Raw genomic sequence first — 16842 nt, 5'->3', positions numbered from 1 at the left:
AATGCAGGACGTTTCCGCGATGGGCGAGGAAAATTCGCTAGAGGTGGTGGGTATTCAAGATCAAAAGATCGCAGCCTGCGGCAGCTCCTACATTGGGATATCTGTAGGAGCTGCCGAAGGCTGCGATCTTTGCGGACGTGCCGCTATTACCAGAAGCGTTGCTGGGTCAACCGGCTCCACCAGCTCAACAGCACGCGATCCACGGAACCGCTGGCCGCCATGCCGATGCGCTCTTGCAGGCTCTTACGCTCGGCGTAATGCAGGTGATAAACCTCAGACTTCTTCGCACGTTCTGCCAGGTACTCATCGCTGGTCTTGAGTTCATCGACCAGTTGCTTATCCAGCGCCGCAACACCCAGCCAGACTTCACCGGTAGCCACTTCGTCGATCGCCAGTTGCGGGCGATAACGTGACACGAAGTTCTTGAACAGTTGGTGAGTGATGTCCAGGTCTTCCTGGAATTTCTCGCGGCCCTTTTCGGTGTTTTCGCCAAACACGGTCAGGGTGCGTTTGTATTCGCCGGCGGTCAGCACTTCGAAATCGATGTCGTGCTTCTTCAGCAGGCGATTGACGTTGGGCAACTGCGCGACCACACCAATCGAGCCGAGAATCGCAAACGGTGCGCTGATGATCTTCTCGCCAATGCAAGCCATCATGTAACCGCCACTCGCGGCCACCTTATCGATGCACACGGTCAGCGGCACGCCGGCTTCGCGGATACGCGCCAGCTGCGAGGACGCCAGACCATAGCTGTGCACCATGCCGCCGCCGCTTTCGAGACGCAGGACGACTTCGTCTTTCGGTGTCGCGAGAGTCAATAGTGCAGTGATTTCATGACGCAGGCTTTCGGTGGCCGAGGCTTTGATATCGCCGTCGAAATCCAGCACAAACACCCGCGCTTTGGCGTCAGGTTTGTTCTTTTGTTTCTTCTCGGTTTTCTCGGCTTTGGCCTGGCCCTTGCGCAACGCCTTGAGCTGATCCTTGTCGAGCAATGTCTGCTCCAGGCGTTCACGCAGGCCCTTATAGAAATCATTGAGCTTGCTGACCTGCAACTGACCGGCCGATTTGCGCCGGCCCTTGCTGCGCAACGCGGCAAAACTGGCGAGCACCACCAGAATGGCGATCACCAAAGTAACGGTCTTGGCCAGGAAACTGGCGTATTCGGTGAAAAACTCCACAGAGACTCCTTAAAACAATGCGCGGATGCGAAACACACGCGGGATGACGCCAGCATACCCATGCACCGGCCCGTCGGCCAGCCGTGAAACCTCTGGCAACACGCCTGTAACGGGCATTTCAAACAAGCGTATGTTTTTTCATTGACAGCTCTCCGTCATCCTCATAACCTCGCCAAACCTTCAACGTACCGGGATGACGCGGACGTGGGCAGCATCTATCTGATTCGACATGGCCAGGCCTCCTTTGGTGCAGACGACTATGACGTCCTGTCGCCGACCGGTGTACGCCAGGCAGAAATCCTTGGTCAGCACCTCGCTGAACTGGGGATCAGCTTTGATCGTTGCATTGCCGGAGACCTGCGTCGTCAGCAACACACGGCCACCAGCGCACTGGAGCAGTTCAGCGCCAAAGGCCTGAATGTGCCAACGCTGGAGACCGATGCCGCGTTCAACGAGTTCGATGCCGACGCGGTGATCCGTGCCCTGCTCCCGGCGATGCTGGAAGACGAACCGGAGGCGATTGACATCCTGCGTAATGCCGCGCAAAACCGTAGCGAATTCCAGCGTATTTTTGCCCTGATCATCGAGCGCTGGCTGGCTGGCACGTACGACACGCCGGGGCTGGAAAGCTGGCTGGGGTTTGTCGAGCGGGTTCAGGGCGGGCTGCATCGCATTCTTGATCTGGCGGACAAAAACCAGAAAATCGCCGTGTTCACTTCCGGCGGTACCATCACTGCCCTGCTCCACCTCATTACACAAATGCCTGCCAAACAGGCCTTCGAACTGAATTGGCAAATCGTCAACACCTCGCTCAGCCAGCTGAAATTCCGCGGCCGCGAGGTGGCTCTGGCTTCCTTCAACAGTCATGCACACCTGCAACTGTTGAAGGCCCCGGAACTCATCACTTTTCGCTGAGTCCGGATGACTGTGACCCTTGCTGTAACCACCCAGCTCCTATGACCCAAAAAAAGGATCGAACCATGACCTCCGTAGCTGATGCCGTAAAAGCAATGCAAGCCAAGTTCAACCCAGCCGCTGCTGCCGGTCTGGATCTGGTCTTCGGTTTCAACATCACTGACGAAGACAAGCAATACTCGCTGATCGTCAAAGACGCCACCTGCGACATCCTGGAAGGCGAAAACCCGGACGCCAACTGCACGCTGGTGCTGGACAGCGAAACCCTGAAAGGTATCGTCAGCGGCGAAACCGACGGCATGCAGGCTTTCATGGGCGGCAAGCTGCGCGTTGAAGGCGACATGATGCTGTCGATGAAACTGTCCGAACTGTTCCCTGCTTAATAGCAGCGTTCCGCGACACAAAAATCCCGCCCTTTGTGGCGGGATTTTTGCGTTCATGAGTTGGAGAAATGGTCAGTTCAGCGCCAACTCTTCCAACAATCGGGTATCCAGGCCGAAACGCTCCTGCGAGATCATGCGGAACTGCCCTTCGGCCAACTCGCAGCTCACCAGCAAATTCCATGAGTGCCGGGTCGCCGCCGAGGGCACCAGCAAGAAAGGGTGTTCGGCGAGTAACGCATCGGCAAAATCTTGCTGATTCGGTGACGTCCGTGCTGGACTCATCCAGTAGGGATTCGGCAACTCTTCCGGCTGGACGACCCGAACCAGAGCCTGATCGGATATCTCAAAACACGTAAGGACATGGGGTTTTGTATCCAGACGATTAAAACTGCCGTGTGCCGCCACTTCGAGAATGGCCGTGGACGGATCGACTGACGCGTATACAACACGCCGTCCCGGACGGTTCCAGCGTCCCCCCTTACGCTCGGAGCCAATGCCACTGCTCCACGTGCATTTGTAGGCTTCCGGGTCGACACGCCAGGCAAACCAGCGATCATCCCAAGGCAGCGGGTTCATTGATAAACCCCGTATTTTGTCCGGTGCAGGTAGGCGTCGACCACTTGATAACCGAAAGGATTCTCGACCAGTTCAATAGGCTTGTAGCGGTTGAGCCATTTGGTCGGCTTGCGCAACCATTCTTCGGCCTCCGCCTGACCGTCGAAGACCTCGGTGGCAACTTCCAGCACATGGGCATATTGAAAAGCAACCATGCTTTGTTGCTGGCTGAGCAGGAAGGGTTTGCTGTCTTTGAGCAAGCGCCGCACGGTTCGGATGGATTTGCCGGTGATCATCTGAACAAGCTCAGCCTTCTGGTAAAGCTCAGAGGTGGCGATCAGATTGACGACGTCCTGCAGTTCGAAACCTTGCTGCGTGTACCGGATGATAAACATAGGGTCTTCACCCCACTCCCTGCCGCGCAAGAGTACGTCGACAGGTTTGCCTTCGACCCGCTTCAGCCCCGTAAACCGAAGCGGTTTAGCAGTGGACATCGCATTGGCCTCCGAGGGGCACCTGGCTCGAACATCGCGCCAAAAATAGCGAGGGTGATAACGCGCTGCGTCGTTTTCAACGTGTATGTTTTGCATAATCCATCCGTTGTCAGGGGCCCGAACGTCCGAGCCGTAAGCGACTTCAATGTCACGTTCGATGTTATAGAACAGGCGTCCGACGACCAACCTGAAACAGTTGTCGGAAATATCCCGATATTTGCGAAAAACACTCCGGCATCCGTAGGACGTTACTGGCGGTCAATATGCACGCACGCCAGTAATCATCGGGAAACGTTGACCCTGATCACAGCTGATACCACTCGCAACACTTAATCTTCCCGCTCCATCGAAGGCCAAGGACGGCTCACCGAGAGCCTGCGGCCGCCCCCTATTCAAGGAAGAACACGCATGCGCCCCCTCAAAATTATTGTGCTGTCATCGGCATTCAACGGCCTGACTCAACGGGCATGGCTGGAACTGCGTCAGGCCGGGCATTCGCCCAGCGTCGTGCTGTTCACCGACGAAAACTCGGTGTGCGAACAGATCGAAAACAGCGGCGCCGATCTGGTGATCTGTCCCTTCCTCAAGGATCGTGTGCCGCAGGCGTTGTGGAGCAACCCCGAGCGCCCGGTGGTGATCATTCATCCAGGCATTGTCGGCGATCGTGGCGCCAGTGCGCTCGACTGGGCGATCACCCAGGAAATGACGCGTTGGGGCGTAACGGCCTTGCAAGCCGTGGAAGAAATGGACGCCGGCCCGGTCTGGGCCAGCTGTGAATTCAACCTGCCGCCGGGCCTGCGCAAGTCCGAGCTGTACAACGGCCGGGTCAGCGATGCGGCAATTATTTGCATTCGTGAGGTGCTGGAAAAATTCGTCGACGGTTTCACGCCGGTTGCGCTGGATTATCGCGACGCTAAAGTCCGCGGGCGCTTGCAGCCGAACATGAAACAGGCAGACCGTAGCTTCGCCTGGCATGACTGCGCGCGATTCATCAAACGCTGCATCGATGCGGCGGATGGTCAGCCGGGCGTGCTGGCGAGCCTCGCGGGCGCTCAGTTCTACGTGTATGACGCGCACCTTGATTCACGCACAGGAACGCCCGGCAAAATTATTGCCGTCCATGACGATGCAGTGCTGGTGGCGACGGGTGATCACAGCGTTTGGATCGGCACACTAAGAAGCAAACCGCAGCCCGGCGAGGAAACCTTCAAGCAACCGGCGCGGCATTTGCTTATCGATCAATTGGCCGATGTGCCAACACTGGACTGGTCAATCGCCCGGCTACCGTTCAGCGACGAGGCCTATCAGCCGATTCGTTATCGCGAATCCGGCAAGGTCGGTGAGCTGACCTTCGAGTTTTACAACGGCGCGATGAGCACCGAACAATGTCAGCGTTTGCTGGAAGCGTTGCGTCTGGCCAAATCGCGGGATACGCAGGTGCTATTGATCAAGGGCGGGCGCAGCAGCTTTTCCAATGGCGTGCATTTGAACGTGATTCAAGCCGCGCAGGATCCGGGCGCCGAGGCGTGGGCAAATATTCAGGCGATTGACGATGTCTGCGCGGAGCTGCTGAGCGCGCGGCAATGGGTGGTCAGCGGTGTCACGGGCAATGCCGGGGCCGGTGGCGTGATGCTCGCATTGGCGGCGGATATTGTTTTCGCCCGGGCGGACATCGTGCTCAATCCGCATTACAAAAGCATGGGTCTGTATGGATCGGAATACTGGACATACAGCCTGCCCCGCGCGGTCGGCCCGGCGATGGCTGAGCAATTGACCCAGGCGTGTTTGCCGGTGAGTGCGCTGCAGGCCCTGCAACTCGGCATGGTTCAGGAAATCGGCCCGCGTTGCCCGGATGAGTTTGCGCTGTGGTTGCTGCAACGGGCCAACGCGGTTGTGCATGATCCGGTTTATGCAGCGGTGCGCGAGCGCAAGGCGCGGGTTGATCATGTGTTGGTTGGGCAATGTCGCGAGATTGAGCTGGCAGAGATGCGGGAAGACCTGCTGCATGATCGCAATCAGTTTGCTGAGAAATGCCAAGGCTTTGTTTATAAGCGCAAGGTTTGCGGGACGCCGGTGCGGTTGGTTGAGGATTGGGCTCGTCGCGTTGAGGTGCTCAGTTGATTTTGGCGGTGTCTGCTTCTCCCCTCACCCAAGCCCTCTCCCCGAGGGAGAGGGGACTGACCGGGGTGTCTGGCGCCATACATCGACCTGAAAGATTTGGGCGATTATGGATTCAAAGCCGAACTGCCAAGTCGGTGAATGTCTTCAATATCCCCCGGTCAGTCCCCTCTCCCCCCGGGAGAGGGTTAGGGTGAGGGGCTTTTGCCCTTACAATACGCCGACCTCCCAAACCGGCCCGCCCATGGACATCGACCTCGCTCGCACCTTTCTCGAAATCGTCCGCCACGGCAGTCTCGCCGCCGCTGCGCAGAAGCTGTTCGTCACGCAAACAGCGATCACCGCCCGCGTGCAAAAACTCGAAAGCCAGCTGGGCAGTACGCTGTTCGTGCGCAACCGCGCCGGGGCAAAACTGACGCCCAACGGCGAAGCGTTCGTGGTCTATGCCAATCAACTGGTGCAAACCTGGGAAGCCGCGCGTCGTGATCTACCGCTGCCCGAAGGCCTGCACAACGTGTTGCACATCGGTGGCGAAGTCAGCCTGTGCAATCCGCTGATGCTCAGTTGGGCCGCTGAACTGCGCGAGAAAATTCCCGGGCACGCCCTGCGCATGGAAATCCGCGACGGTGAAAACCTGCTGCGGCAGCTTGAACTCGGCGTTCTCGACGCCGCGCTGGTCTATCAGCCGGAATACTGGCCGGGACTGCAGGTCGAGGAAGTGCTGGAAGAGAAACTGATTCTGGTACGCGCACCCGAGCGTCCCGATCCCTACGTTTACATCGACTGGGGCCCGGATTTCCGTCGTCAGCACGACGCCGCCTTGCCGGAAAAAGCCAAAGCTGCGCTGAGCTTCAACCTGGGCCCGCTGGCTCTGCAATACATCCTCGAACACGGCGGCAGCGGCTATTTCCGCACGCGCGTGGTGCGCACGTATCTGGAAAGCGGCGCGCTGGAAGCGGTGACCAAAGCCCCGGAATTCAGCTACCCGACGTATCTGGTGTATTCGCGAGATCGCGACTCGGCAACGCTGCAACAGGCCTTCGACCTGCTGCGCGAGGTGATCCACACCGATGACGACTGGTCTCAGCGCTGGAACCCACTAAGCTGATAGCCGTTTTACACCGAAGCATGGCGTATGTGACCTCAAGGTTCGGCCTGCACAAATGGCCGGATCGGCTACGCTGCCGGGTATAACAACGATACCCGCAGGTGAACGCAGTGAGGCAGACCACCGAGGCATTCCGCAGCCGCTACCGTGCGGCCATTCATCCGCGCTACAACCCGTGGCTGCACGGGGTTTTCGTGCTGCTGTTCGGCATGCTGGCCATTGCCGGGTTCTGGGGCACCGTGCAGCAAGTGCGGCCGCTGGAATGGCTCACCGTGCCGTTGAGCCTGTTGCTGTTCAACTTCGGCGTGTACATGGTTCATCGCCATCTCGGCCACCATAAAAAAGCCTTCGCGAAGATGTTCTACGCCCGGCATGCCGGCGATCATCACAGCTTCTTCACCCCCGGCCACATGACCTATGACAGCGCCCGCGACTGGCGGGTGATTCTGTTCCCGGCATGGCTGATCGTCATTCACACGCTGCTGATCACCCTGCCGCTGTGGTGGCTGATCGCGCAGGTGAACGCCAATGTCGCCGGGCTCTTTGCCGGGTGCATGGTGCTTGGTTACCTGACTTACGAAGTGTTCCACGCCTGCGAACACCTGCCGCCGAACAACCTCCTGACACGCTTGCCGTGGATCCGGCAGATGCGCCGTTTGCACGAACTGCATCATCGTCGCGAACGCATGCAGGAACGTAATTTCAATATCGTTTTCCCGCTGATGGACTACCTGTTCGGCACCCTTTACTGGGAGTCGGAACCCGCCCCTTTGAGCTATTCGACGATGCCCATGACCCGCCTGCAGCACCAGATCGATATCGACGGTGAGCCGATTGCCGTGCTCGCCTACGCCGCCAGCGTCAACCGCTGGCCGGAGTGGCATCCGTCGTCGCTGAAGATCGACGGTGCACACGGCCCGCTGCATGCCGGCTCGCGTTTCGAAGAGGATATTCATGCCGGAGGTCGCGCAGGGCATTTGCGCTGGGAGGTCACCGAATACCTGCCGGGCCGCCGCTGGTGCGCGCGGGCTCAGGGTGATCATGGCTTGTCGTTGCTGCTGACGTATGAGTGCGCGGCCGAAGGTAACGGCACGCGGTTTGTGCGCACGCTGGATTATCGCTTTGAAGGTTTTGGCATGCGCATCGCCAATCACCTGCTGCTCAAACGCCGGATTGATCGCGAATCGGCGGCGTCGATGTTGGCCTTGCGCGACATGGCTGCTCAGCACTTGGCTTCGGCGAGGGCCAGCGCGTGAAGGTGCGGCACGTTGTGTTGTTACTGCTCGTCATCGTCATCGGATATTTACTGCTGATGCCGACCAAAATCGAACCGGTCGCCTGGTCGCCGCAGCCTGCGCCATCGCTGAAAGAAGGCCCCTACGCCGAGAACCAGAAACTCAAGGGCGCAGCGCAAGTCGGGCCGAGCGACATCGAAGGCCCGGAGGCGCTGCTGCTGGAAGAGGATTTCCTGATCACCGGCCTGCATGACGGCCGACTGATCCGCACCAGCCTCGATGGCACGCAGCGCCAAGTGCTGGCCGATACCGGCGGGCGTCCGCTGGGATTGGCTCGGCATCCGAACGGCATGCTGGTCATTGCCGACGGGGTGAAAGGCTTGCTGTCGCTGGATGCGCAAGGGCAATTGATCCCGCTGACCACCGCCGCCAATGGCCTGGCCTTCGGTTTCACCGATGACGTGGCGATCGATGCGCCCGGGCATTTCGCCTACTTCAGCGATGCGAGCAGCCGCTGGGGTTACGGCCATGACGGCGAGGCGATCATCGAGCACGGCGGCGATGGGCGTTTGCTGCGTTATGACTTTCAAACCGGCAAGACCAGCGTGCTGCTCGACAAACTGGAGTTCGCCAACGGCGTGACCCTCGGCCCGGATGACGCCTATGTGCTGGTCAATGAAACCGGGGCTTATCGCATCAGCCGCTATTGGCTGACCGGGCCGAAAGCCGGGACTCACGACCTGTTTATCGAAAATCTGCCGGGGTTGCCGGACAACCTCGCGTTCAATGGCCGTGACCGGTTTTGGGTAGCGCTGTATGCGCCGCGCAATACGCTGCTGGACGCCACGGCGGGGCATCCATTTCTGCGCAAGATGATTGTACGGGCGTTGAAGCTGGTGCCGGCGCCGGTGGACAAGCGCGGATTTGTGCTGGGGCTGGATCTGGACGGCAAGGTGATTGCCAATTTGCAGGATGCCAGCGATGGCAATTATTCGCCGATTACCACGGTTAGGGAGTATGGGCGGTGGTTGTATTTTGGGTCGTTGAAGGCGACGCATATGGCGCGGATGTCGTTGGATGGGGCCCTAAAGTGAATCTGGTGGATTGGTGTTGAATTGAACGACGCCTTCGCGGGCAAGCCTTGCTCCTACAGTTGAAATGCAATCATCTGTAGGAGCAAGGCTTGCCCGCGAAGGCGTCAGTCAGTTACTGGATTTATCGAATTTGTCGGGATCTTCGTCTTCCGGCAAATCCTCATCCAGCTCTTCCGGATTGACCGTCGTATGCGCCGGGCTATTCGGCTCAGGATGCGTCGGAACCGGGTCAAAAGCGCCCTGCTCTTCACTGGGGAATTTGGGATCGTTCATAAGGCACCTCGCAAAGAGTCGATGATTGAAGACTCTGAACATTCGAGGTGCCGGTCGGGGCTGTCGTTCCAGTCAATCCGCAACCGATGGTCGGCGGATCAACCCGCCTTCAGGATCGCGCCTGCAATTGCTCGACAATCTTGTCTTTGACCTGCAAGCGTTTCTCTTTGAGTTTTTTCAGCGTGTCATCGCTGGGCGCATCCGAGGTCGCCGTCTCGGCCTTGACTACATCGGCGTCTGCCTGGGAATACTTGTTGATCAGTGCGTCCAGATGTGGATCCGCGGTGCGTTTTTGCTGGATCTCTTCCTTCGTAAGCTTCAAATCCTGTAACAAGTCATGAGTCACCGGCATGGAACACCTCCGTCAATTGATCGGCTGGCCCGCGCGACCGATTGCGCTGGCCAGTTATCAGAATGGCCTCGGTTGGGGCGTTCTGTCGACCACCTGTCAGACCAGCGGTGCCCGTTCGTCGCCCTGTCGCAAATGCGATAAAACCTTTAAACGTCGCGCTGCCTCCATTGAGTATCACCAACAAAAACCTGCGTGGAGATACACCAATGGACGGATTCAACTTGCGTCATCTGTTTTTGGCTGTCGCTTTGAGCACCGGTATGGGCAGCGCTTTCGCCGCGACTGACAATGATTTCGTCGATAACGCCGCCGCCGGTGGCATCGCTGAAATCGAAGCGAGTCGCCTGGCCTTGGAAAAGAGCTCATCGGCCGACATCAAAGCGTTTGCCAACATGATGATCACTGACCATGGCAAGGCTAACGATGAGCTGGCGAGCATTGCCAAGGCCCACGATATCGAAGTGCCGGACACCACGACGCTGGTCAAACAGGCCAAGGAAAAAATCCTCGACATGCGTGATGAGTCGTTTGATGCGGCCTACGCCAACAATCAGGTGAAGGCGCACGAAGAGACCATTGAGCTGTTCAAGAAACAGGCGAATACCGTGACGGATGACAAGGTCAAGGGCGCGACTGAATTGAAGGCGTTTGCGCAGAAAATGTTGCCGGGGTTGGAGAAACATCTGGCGGCGGCGAAAGAGCTGCAGGCCAAGCATCCTAGCAAGTAAAGGCTTTACCCTCACCCCAGTCCTCTCCCGGAGGTAGAGGGGGGCCGACCGAGTTGAATGTTCGAGATACGTCGACCTGAAAGGTCTGCATCGAACTCATGATCCAGACGCTAACTCAGGTTCAAGTATCGAAATCCAGAGTCGAACTCTGATTTTGAACAGCACAAAGATCGGCTCCCTTCCCCCTCGCCCCCTTGGGGGAGAGGGCTGGGGTGAGGGGGATCGATTCAAGCCCCACCACCAAATCCAAGCAAAAAAAAGCCGCATCCAAAAGATGCGGCTTCATCATTTACGCCCAACCTCAACCCCCATCCGTATCAATATCCGCATCCGTCTCCTCCCCGGGCTCCGCACGATCCGGCTTAGGCTCAAACCCCGGGCTGAACTCGTTGTCATTGTCCGTATGCTTGTTCTTCTGATCCACCGCCGGATCGGCACTTTGCGCCTGGCCGTCCTCACCCTGCTGCTGCGTCGGCGCAGGCTGCCCCGGCACTTGCGGATCGATTGCCGGATCGTTACGGTTGATCGGTTCGGAGGATTGATTCTGTTGCGGATTGGTTTGCTCGTTCATAATCACCTCGTTCGTCAAAGCAAGCGCGACTGAAACCAGCCGGGCCTTGAAGATTCGAAGCCTGCACCACGTCAACGTTCAAAACATCTCCACTCCCCGTCACGCCGACTAGAGTTACCGGGGCGTTCGTTGCGCCAGATCAAAAATATCCTGGCGGGATCGAACAACTATTTAGAACGGCAAATGTCGATGTCTTCGCGCCGATCAATTTTTATCGAATCGGCCCCAAATTCGTTACGGAGCAACAGGCACATGGCAGCACTGCAGAACAGCACACTCGATGCGATGAAAAACAAGCAAACGCAACTGCTGAGCGAATGGATCAACGGCCTGCAAGCCAGCGGTTCCACGCGCAATCTGAAAGAACACGACCTGCAGCAACAAACCTCCGAATTTCTGCAACTGGTGGTCAGCGGTCTCGAGAACGACAACGGCACCAACATCGCCACGCCAGGTTGGGAGGCGACCCGCCAGTTCCTCGAAAAGCTCTCGCACAGTCGCGCCCTGCTCGGCCAGGATTCGCAGCAAACCGCCAGCTTCATTTTCGCCCTCAAAGGCCCGCTGTTTAACCTGCTGCAAGCTCACTACAAAGAACAACCGGCGCTGCTCGCCGAACAACTCTGGGAAATCTCCGAGCTGCTCGACGCGTTCGGCATGCACACCATCCGCACCTTCCAGAAATCCCGTGAAGCGGTGATCAAGCGTCAGCAGGAAGAACTGCTGGAACTGTCGACCCCGGTGGTCAAGCTGTGGGACGGTGTTTTGGCGCTGCCGATGATCGGCACGCTCGATTCGCAACGCACGCAAGTGGTGATGGAATCGCTGCTGCAACGCATCGTCGACACCGGTTCGGAAATCGCCATCATCGACATCACCGGCGTGCCGACCGTCGACACCCTGGTTGCGCAACACCTGCTGAAAACCGTCACCGCGATTCGTCTGATGGGCGCTGACTGCATCATCAGCGGCGTGCGTCCGCAAATCGCGCAAACCATCGTCCACCTTGGTCTCGACCTGCAAGGCGTGGTCACCAAAGCCAACCTGGCAGACGCGTTGAAACTGGCCCTGACCCGTCTGGGTATCAGCCTCGTCAAGACGGCTTAAGCATGGAACGTATCCCGATTCTTCAGATGGGCGACTTTTTGCTGGTGACCATTCAGGTCGACATGCATGACCAACTCGCCCTCACCCTGCAGGACGATTTGTCCGAACGCATAAGCAAAACCTCGGCGCGCGGGGTATTGATCGACATTTCGGCGCTGGACATGGTCGACTCGTTCATCGGCCGGATGATCGGCACGATTTCCGGCCTGTCGAAAATCATGGACGCCGAAACCGTGTTGGTCGGCATGCAGCCGGCCGTCGCGATCACCCTGGTTGAACTCGGCATGACCTTGCCCGGCGTGAGCACCGCGCTGAACGTCGAGCGAGGGATGAAACTGCTGCGAGAACGAGTATTGCAACAATGACCGTGCGCAGTAGCGGTACTCAACCGATCCATATCGAGCAAGACGTGGTACTCGCGCGTCAGACCGCGCGCAAGCTCGCCACCGAGTGCGGCATGCGCCTGATCGACCTGACCAAAATGGTCACGGCGGTCAGCGAGCTGGCGCGCAACACCATGGTCTACGGTGGCGGCGGCGACATGGACTGGCAGATTCTCGACGAGGATCACAAGGTCGGTCTGCGCCTGACCTTCCGCGATGAAGGCCCCGGCATTCCCGATTTGAAACTGGCGATGACCGATGGCTGGACCTCCGGCAGCGGCATGGGGCTGGGCCTGACCGGCGCTAAACGATTGGTAGAAGAGTTCGAACTCGACACCGAACCCGGCAAAGGCACTCGAATAACGATTACCCGATGGACATGAATATCCGCTCCAGCCTGACCCAGGTGCTGCCGATCGAGGACAGCAGCCAGATCGGCTACGCACGACGTACCGCGCAGCAATTGGCCGAACGGCATGGCTTCGATGAGCGTGATGCGGGGCGCGTTGCACTGGTGGCGACAGAGTTGGCGAGCAACGTGCTCAAGCACGCCACTCACGGTGAAATGCACCTGCGGGTGTTGCCGCGCCCTGATGGTTTCGGCATCGAAATGCTCGCCGTGGATCGCGCCCAGGGTTTTGATCTGGAGGCTTGTCTGGCCGACGGCTTCTCCACCGGCGGCACCCAAGGCATCGGCCTCGGCTCGATTTCGCGCCAGGCCGAAGTGTTTGATGTGTACGCCGATAACCGTGGCGCCGTGCTGTTGGCGCGACTGTATCCGCGCGCTGACCGGGCGCCCGACATTCGCTTCGGTGTCAGCCAGCACTCGCTGCACAACGATCCCGCGTGCGGCGACGTCTGGCACCTGGCGTATGAGGACGGCAACATCAGTGCGTTGATCATCGACGGTCTGGGCCATGGCGAAGAAGCCGAACGCGCCGGCTTTGCAGGCGCCGAAACCTTTGCCCTGACGCCGTTCGCCGAACCGGTCATGCTGATGGAGGACATGCATCGCGACATGATCGGCAGCCGTGGCGGCGCTGTCGCGTTTACCCAGTTCAACGCGCACCGCGACAGTCTGACTTTTGCCGGCGTCGGCAACATTGGCGCCAGCCTGATCTCCGCCGACAAATCCCGCGGGCTGGCCTCGCACCCAGGCATTGTCGGCGTGCAGTACCGGAAAGCCCGGCCCTTTGACTATGCTCACGTGAACGGACATCTATTGATCATGTACAGCGACGGCTTGCAGTCCCGTTGGAACCTTCAAGACTATCCCGGCCTGGTGCACCGCCATCCCGCCGTGATAGCCAGCGTCCTGCACCGCGACTTCTGTCGCGGGCGCGACGATGTAACGGTGCTGGTCGTTGCCCTGGAGGCCGCCCATGGCTGAGTCGCCGATTCTCAACAGCGCCGAGCAGACCGCGCTGATTGCGCAGTTGCAGAGCGAAACCGCGGCCCTGCGCGAAGAGCTCGATGAAACCAACCAGGGCGTGCTGGCCCTGTACGCCGAACTCGATATCCAGGCTGAGGAGCTGCGCCAGGCCTCGGACTTGAAGAGCCGTTTTCTGTCGTACATGAGCCACGAGTTCCGCACGCCGCTGGGCTCGATCCTGAGCATCAACAGCCTGCTCGCCGATGAACTCGACGGCCCGCTCAGCCCTGAGCAGCACAAACAAGTCGCGTTCGTCAGCACTGCCGCCCGCGAGCTCAGCGACATGGTCGATGACTTGCTCGATCTGGCGAAAATCGAGGCCGGGCGCATCACTATTTCGCCGGCGTGGTTCGACATGTTCGACCTGTTCTCGGCACTGCGCGGGATGTTCCGGCCGATTGTCGATGCCTCGGCGGTCGATCTGATTTTCGAAGAACCGGTCGGCCTGCCACGGCTGTATACCGATGACAAGAAACTCGCGCAGATCCTGCGCAACTTCATTTCCAACTCGCTGAAGTTCACCACCCGTGGCGAAGTGCGGGTGTCGGCGCGGCTGGAAGGCATCGACAAAGTACGTTTTGCCGTCAGCGACACCGGTATTGGTATCGCTGCCGAGCTGCATGGCGCATTGTTCGAGGACTTTTCCCAGGTCGACTCGCCGTTGCAGAAACGTCTGCGCGGCACCGGGCTGGGCCTGTCGCTGTGCAAACGCTTCGCGGCCCTGCTGGGCGGTGAAGTCGGACTGGAAAGCACGCCGGGGGTCGGTTCGACCTTCTTCGTGATCATTCCACTGGCGATCGCTCTGGAGAACGTCGATGAAACGTGACATCCGCCTGTTGATCGTCGACGACAACGTCGCCACCCGCTACGCCCTGCGCCGGCGTCTGGAACGCCACGACTACCAAGTGCTGGAGGCCGGCACCGGGACTGACGGACTGGCGTTGATCGAGAGCGAACCGCTGGATGCGCTGATCCTCGACGTCAACCTGCCGGACATGAGCGGTTTCGACATTGTGCGCATCTTGCGTGCCGATGCGCGCACCGCGTTGCTGCCAGTGATCCACGTGTCCGCCGCCTCGATTCAGACCGGCGACATCATCACCGGTCTCGACGCCGGCGCCGATGCTTACTTGATTCACCCGGTCGACCCGGATGTGTTGCTCGCGACCCTGCGCACACTGCTGCGAGTGCGCGACACCGAAAACGCACTGCGTGAGAGCGAGGCGCGATTCCGCGAGATTTTCGCCAACGTCTCGGCGCCGATTGCGGTGCTTGATGCGCATTTGAAAGTGCATGAATGTAACCACGCCTTCGCCCAACTGATTCTCGACAATCAGGATCCGCAAACCCTGCGCGAATGCTTCGCCGACGATCAAAGCGCAATCCTCAACGAACTGCGCCTGCGCCTGGTCGATGGCGAACGCTGGAAAGGCACGCTGAACATGCGCGTGCTCGGTGAGCTTCGCGAGACTGAATGGCAGATTTCGCCGTACCGCACGCCGGAGCTGAGCCTGGTGTTCGTCGAAGACGTCACCGAACACCGTCATCGCGAACGCTCGCACCTGGCGCGACTGGACGACACCACCACGCAACTGGCCAAGGAAGTCGCCGAGCGTGTGCGTGCCGAATCGCAGTTACTGCAAGTGCAGAAAATGGATGCGCTGGGCAAACTCACCGGCGGCATCGCCCACGACTTCAACAACCTGCTGACCGGCATCATCACCAGCCTGGAATTGATTCAGAAACGCGTGGCTGACGATCGACCGGAAAAGGTGCAGTTCTACGCCAAAGCGGCACTCAGCTCGGCAATGAGCGCCGCCGCCCTCACCCATCGCTTGCTGGCCTTCGCCCGTCAGCAACCGCTGGACACACGCCCGGTAGACATCAACGAGCATGTGCGTTCGCTGGAAGAACTGCTGACCCGCACCATCGGCGAACGCATCAACCTCAAGCTTGAGCTGACCAGCAAACCGGCGATTGCGCTGGTCGACCCGGTGCAGCTGGAAAGTGCGGTGCTCAATCTGGTGATCAACGCCCGCGATGCGCTGCCGTCGGGCGGTAATGTCTGGGTCAACACCTACGCTGCTTATTCCCACGGCGATCCGAACCTGGCCGATGGCGCTTACGTCGCCCTGTCGGTGCGCGATGACGGCACGGGCATCGAGCACAACGTGATCGACAAGGTCTTCGATCCGTTCTTCACCACCAAACCGCTGGGCCAGGGCACGGGGTTGGGGTTGTCGACGATTTACGGTTTCGCCCGCCAGTCCGGCGGCGATGCGCACATTCGCAGCGTGGCACGACGTGGTACCGAGGTGACAATCATGTTGCCGGCGACCAGTGACCCGACCGGTGCTGACATTCCGGCGCCGGTGGTCGATCCGCAGGGCACCGGTGAGCATGTGCTGATCGTCGAGGACATGCCGTCGGTGCGGATGTTTGTCACTGAAGTGCTGGAGGATGCCGGTTATCGCTGCACCCAAGCGGCGGATATCGAAACGGCGCTGGAACGATTGCAGAACGATGGGTCGATCAATCTGCTGCTGACTGATGTTGGTTTACCGCGCATGAGCGGTCGGGAACTGGCGGACGTGGCGCGGGGCTGGCGTGAGGGTTTGCCGATCCTGTTCATGACCGGGTATGCGGAAACGGCGATCAATCGGCAGGTGTTTCTCGGGACAGGCATGGACATGCTGGTCAAACCGTTCCAGATCAGCGAACTGCTCGACAAAGTCCGCCGCACCCTCGACGGCGCCTGAGTGGCTGAGTGCTCACAGACTTTCACACATCAAATGTGGGAGCGGGCTTGCTCGCGAATGCGGTTTTTCAGTCGATAGCTGAATTGACTGATCCACCGCATTCGCGAGCAAGCCCGCTCCCACAGTTGTTTTGTGTGGACAGATATTCCGCATACAACGC

General features: G+C 59.1%; 19 protein-coding genes. 13 read left to right on the top strand and 6 right to left on the bottom strand.

The features are described from left to right. Positions 1–146: 146 nt before the first annotated feature. Complete coding sequence (gene sohB / locus ACIP1X_RS04445; RefSeq protein ID WP_053120855.1) at positions 147–1178, bottom strand: protease SohB; 1032 nt, start codon at positions 1176–1178, stop codon at positions 147–149. Between the two features lie 204 nt (positions 1179–1382). On the opposite strand from sohB, the gene ACIP1X_RS04440 reads away from it, so the two are divergent. Together ACIP1X_RS04440 and ACIP1X_RS04435 are read left to right on the top strand one after the other, a co-directional pair. Next, on the top strand, positions 1383–2093 hold the full coding sequence (locus ACIP1X_RS04440; protein WP_400749671.1) for a histidine phosphatase family protein: 711 nt from the start codon (positions 1383–1385) through the stop codon (positions 2091–2093). 65 nt (positions 2094–2158) lie between these two features. Then, entirely contained in the window at positions 2159–2476 is a 318-nt protein-coding gene (locus tag ACIP1X_RS04435) for an SCP2 sterol-binding domain-containing protein (RefSeq protein WP_400749668.1), read from the top strand. Between the two features lie 72 nt (positions 2477–2548). Here ACIP1X_RS04435 and ACIP1X_RS04430 read toward each other — a convergent pair whose 3' ends face one another. Continuing rightward, complete coding sequence (locus ACIP1X_RS04430) at positions 2549–3052, bottom strand: RES family NAD+ phosphorylase (RefSeq protein ID WP_053120862.1); 504 nt, start codon at positions 3050–3052, stop codon at positions 2549–2551. Continuing rightward, the gene (locus tag ACIP1X_RS04425) at positions 3049–3525 is read right to left on the bottom strand and encodes an antitoxin Xre/MbcA/ParS toxin-binding domain-containing protein (RefSeq protein WP_400749665.1); all 477 of its coding nucleotides are present in this window, start codon (positions 3523–3525) and stop codon (positions 3049–3051) included. The genes ACIP1X_RS04430 and ACIP1X_RS04425 overlap by 4 nt, the downstream gene beginning before the upstream one ends. Positions 3526–3933: 408 nt before the next feature. Between ACIP1X_RS04425 and ACIP1X_RS04420 the strand changes: the two genes are divergently transcribed. The 4 genes from ACIP1X_RS04420 to ACIP1X_RS04405 all read left to right on the top strand — a co-directional run bounded on the left by ACIP1X_RS04420 (position 3934) and on the right by ACIP1X_RS04405 (position 9080). Next, a complete protein-coding gene (locus tag ACIP1X_RS04420) occupies positions 3934–5646 on the top strand; it encodes a hydrogenase maturation protein (RefSeq protein WP_400749662.1) in 1713 nt (570 codons plus the stop codon). Between the two features lie 241 nt (positions 5647–5887). Beyond that, the gene (locus ACIP1X_RS04415; protein ID WP_400749660.1) at positions 5888–6751 is read left to right on the top strand and encodes a LysR family transcriptional regulator; all 864 of its coding nucleotides are present in this window, start codon (positions 5888–5890) and stop codon (positions 6749–6751) included. A 110-nt stretch (positions 6752–6861) separates the two neighbouring features. Then, positions 6862–8007 carry an SRPBCC family protein gene (locus ACIP1X_RS04410; protein ID WP_400749657.1) on the top strand — a complete coding sequence of 382 codons (1146 nt, stop codon included), beginning with the start codon at positions 6862–6864 and terminating at the stop codon, positions 8005–8007. 56 nt (positions 8008–8063) lie between these two features. Beyond that, positions 8064–9080 carry an SMP-30/gluconolactonase/LRE family protein gene (locus tag ACIP1X_RS04405; protein WP_246541779.1) on the top strand — a complete coding sequence of 339 codons (1017 nt, stop codon included), beginning with the start codon at positions 8064–8066 and terminating at the stop codon, positions 9078–9080. A gap of 108 nt (positions 9081–9188) precedes the next feature. On the opposite strand, the gene ACIP1X_RS04400 is transcribed toward ACIP1X_RS04405, so the two are convergent. Then, positions 9189–9353 (bottom strand): hypothetical protein, encoded by a 165-nt coding sequence (locus ACIP1X_RS04400; protein ID WP_212544524.1) that lies wholly within the window; start codon positions 9351–9353, stop codon positions 9189–9191. 109 nt (positions 9354–9462) lie between these two features. Then, on the bottom strand, positions 9463–9705 hold the full coding sequence (locus tag ACIP1X_RS04395; protein WP_053120870.1) for a YdcH family protein: 243 nt from the start codon (positions 9703–9705) through the stop codon (positions 9463–9465). 206 nt (positions 9706–9911) lie between these two features. Between ACIP1X_RS04395 and ACIP1X_RS04390 the strand changes: the two genes are divergently transcribed. Further along, positions 9912–10433: a DUF4142 domain-containing protein gene (locus ACIP1X_RS04390; protein WP_212544525.1), complete on the top strand. Its 522-nt coding sequence runs from the start codon at positions 9912–9914 to the stop codon at positions 10431–10433. 301 nt (positions 10434–10734) lie between these two features. On the opposite strand, the gene ACIP1X_RS04385 is transcribed toward ACIP1X_RS04390, so the two are convergent. Then, positions 10735–11004 (bottom strand): hypothetical protein, encoded by a 270-nt coding sequence (locus ACIP1X_RS04385; protein WP_053120874.1) that lies wholly within the window; start codon positions 11002–11004, stop codon positions 10735–10737. Between the two features lie 252 nt (positions 11005–11256). Here ACIP1X_RS04385 and ACIP1X_RS04380 point away from each other — a divergent pair, with 252 nt between their 5' ends. From ACIP1X_RS04380 to ACIP1X_RS04355, 6 genes are read left to right on the top strand one after another with little or no spacing between them, the layout of a single operon-like run. Next, positions 11257–12108 carry an STAS domain-containing protein gene (locus ACIP1X_RS04380; RefSeq protein ID WP_053120876.1) on the top strand — a complete coding sequence of 284 codons (852 nt, stop codon included), beginning with the start codon at positions 11257–11259 and terminating at the stop codon, positions 12106–12108. A 2-nt stretch (positions 12109–12110) separates the two neighbouring features. After that, a complete protein-coding gene (locus ACIP1X_RS04375) occupies positions 12111–12473 on the top strand; it encodes an STAS domain-containing protein (RefSeq protein WP_034155679.1) in 363 nt (120 codons plus the stop codon). Continuing rightward, the gene (locus tag ACIP1X_RS04370) at positions 12470–12874 is read left to right on the top strand and encodes an anti-sigma regulatory factor (protein WP_008084828.1); all 405 of its coding nucleotides are present in this window, start codon (positions 12470–12472) and stop codon (positions 12872–12874) included. Before ACIP1X_RS04375 ends, ACIP1X_RS04370 begins: the two co-directional genes overlap by 4 nt. Next, complete coding sequence (locus ACIP1X_RS04365; protein WP_400749697.1) at positions 12871–13881, top strand: ATP-binding protein; 1011 nt, start codon at positions 12871–12873, stop codon at positions 13879–13881. The genes ACIP1X_RS04370 and ACIP1X_RS04365 overlap by 4 nt, the downstream gene beginning before the upstream one ends. Continuing rightward, positions 13874–14749, top strand: a complete 876-nt coding sequence (locus ACIP1X_RS04360; protein WP_400749652.1) for a sensor histidine kinase — start codon at positions 13874–13876, stop codon at positions 14747–14749. The genes ACIP1X_RS04365 and ACIP1X_RS04360 overlap by 8 nt, the downstream gene beginning before the upstream one ends. Then, positions 14739–16682 (top strand): response regulator, encoded by a 1944-nt coding sequence (locus ACIP1X_RS04355; protein ID WP_400749649.1) that lies wholly within the window; start codon positions 14739–14741, stop codon positions 16680–16682. The genes ACIP1X_RS04360 and ACIP1X_RS04355 overlap by 11 nt, the downstream gene beginning before the upstream one ends. Positions 16683–16842: the final 160 nt, after the last annotated feature.

Source organism: Pseudomonas sp. NPDC088885, assembly GCF_044750025.1.
GTDB classification, from domain to species: domain Bacteria; phylum Pseudomonadota; class Gammaproteobacteria; order Pseudomonadales; family Pseudomonadaceae; genus Aquipseudomonas; species Aquipseudomonas rustica.
This window is presented reverse-complemented; position numbering and strand designations above follow the sequence as displayed.

What these genes read in the sequence shown, in the direction of transcription:
- ACIP1X_RS04435 (WP_400749668.1), top strand. Translation starts at nt 2,159, where the DNA reads ATGACCTCCGTAGCTGATGCCGTAAAAGCAATGCAAGCCAAGTTCAAC.
- ACIP1X_RS04430 (WP_053120862.1), bottom strand. Translation starts at nt 3,052, where the DNA reads ATGAACCCGCTGCCTTGGGATGATCGCTGGTTTGCCTGGCGTGTCGAC.
- ACIP1X_RS04425 (WP_400749665.1), bottom strand. Translation starts at nt 3,525, where the DNA reads ATGTCCACTGCTAAACCGCTTCGGTTTACGGGGCTGAAGCGGGTCGAA.
- ACIP1X_RS04420 (WP_400749662.1), top strand. Translation starts at nt 3,934, where the DNA reads ATGCGCCCCCTCAAAATTATTGTGCTGTCATCGGCATTCAACGGCCTG.
- ACIP1X_RS04415 (WP_400749660.1), top strand. Translation starts at nt 5,888, where the DNA reads ATGGACATCGACCTCGCTCGCACCTTTCTCGAAATCGTCCGCCACGGC.
- ACIP1X_RS04405 (WP_246541779.1), top strand. Translation starts at nt 8,064, where the DNA reads ATGCCGACCAAAATCGAACCGGTCGCCTGGTCGCCGCAGCCTGCGCCA.
- ACIP1X_RS04400 (WP_212544524.1), bottom strand. Translation starts at nt 9,353, where the DNA reads ATGAACGATCCCAAATTCCCCAGTGAAGAGCAGGGCGCTTTTGACCCG.
- ACIP1X_RS04395 (WP_053120870.1), bottom strand. Translation starts at nt 9,705, where the DNA reads ATGCCGGTGACTCATGACTTGTTACAGGATTTGAAGCTTACGAAGGAA.
- ACIP1X_RS04390 (WP_212544525.1), top strand. Translation starts at nt 9,912, where the DNA reads ATGGACGGATTCAACTTGCGTCATCTGTTTTTGGCTGTCGCTTTGAGC.
- ACIP1X_RS04385 (WP_053120874.1), bottom strand. Translation starts at nt 11,004, where the DNA reads ATGAACGAGCAAACCAATCCGCAACAGAATCAATCCTCCGAACCGATC.
- ACIP1X_RS04380 (WP_053120876.1), top strand. Translation starts at nt 11,257, where the DNA reads ATGGCAGCACTGCAGAACAGCACACTCGATGCGATGAAAAACAAGCAA.
- ACIP1X_RS04375 (WP_034155679.1), top strand. Translation starts at nt 12,111, where the DNA reads ATGGAACGTATCCCGATTCTTCAGATGGGCGACTTTTTGCTGGTGACC.
- ACIP1X_RS04370 (WP_008084828.1), top strand. Translation starts at nt 12,470, where the DNA reads ATGACCGTGCGCAGTAGCGGTACTCAACCGATCCATATCGAGCAAGAC.
- ACIP1X_RS04365 (WP_400749697.1), top strand. Translation starts at nt 12,871, where the DNA reads ATGAATATCCGCTCCAGCCTGACCCAGGTGCTGCCGATCGAGGACAGC.
- ACIP1X_RS04360 (WP_400749652.1), top strand. Translation starts at nt 13,874, where the DNA reads ATGGCTGAGTCGCCGATTCTCAACAGCGCCGAGCAGACCGCGCTGATT.
- ACIP1X_RS04355 (WP_400749649.1), top strand. Translation starts at nt 14,739, where the DNA reads ATGAAACGTGACATCCGCCTGTTGATCGTCGACGACAACGTCGCCACC.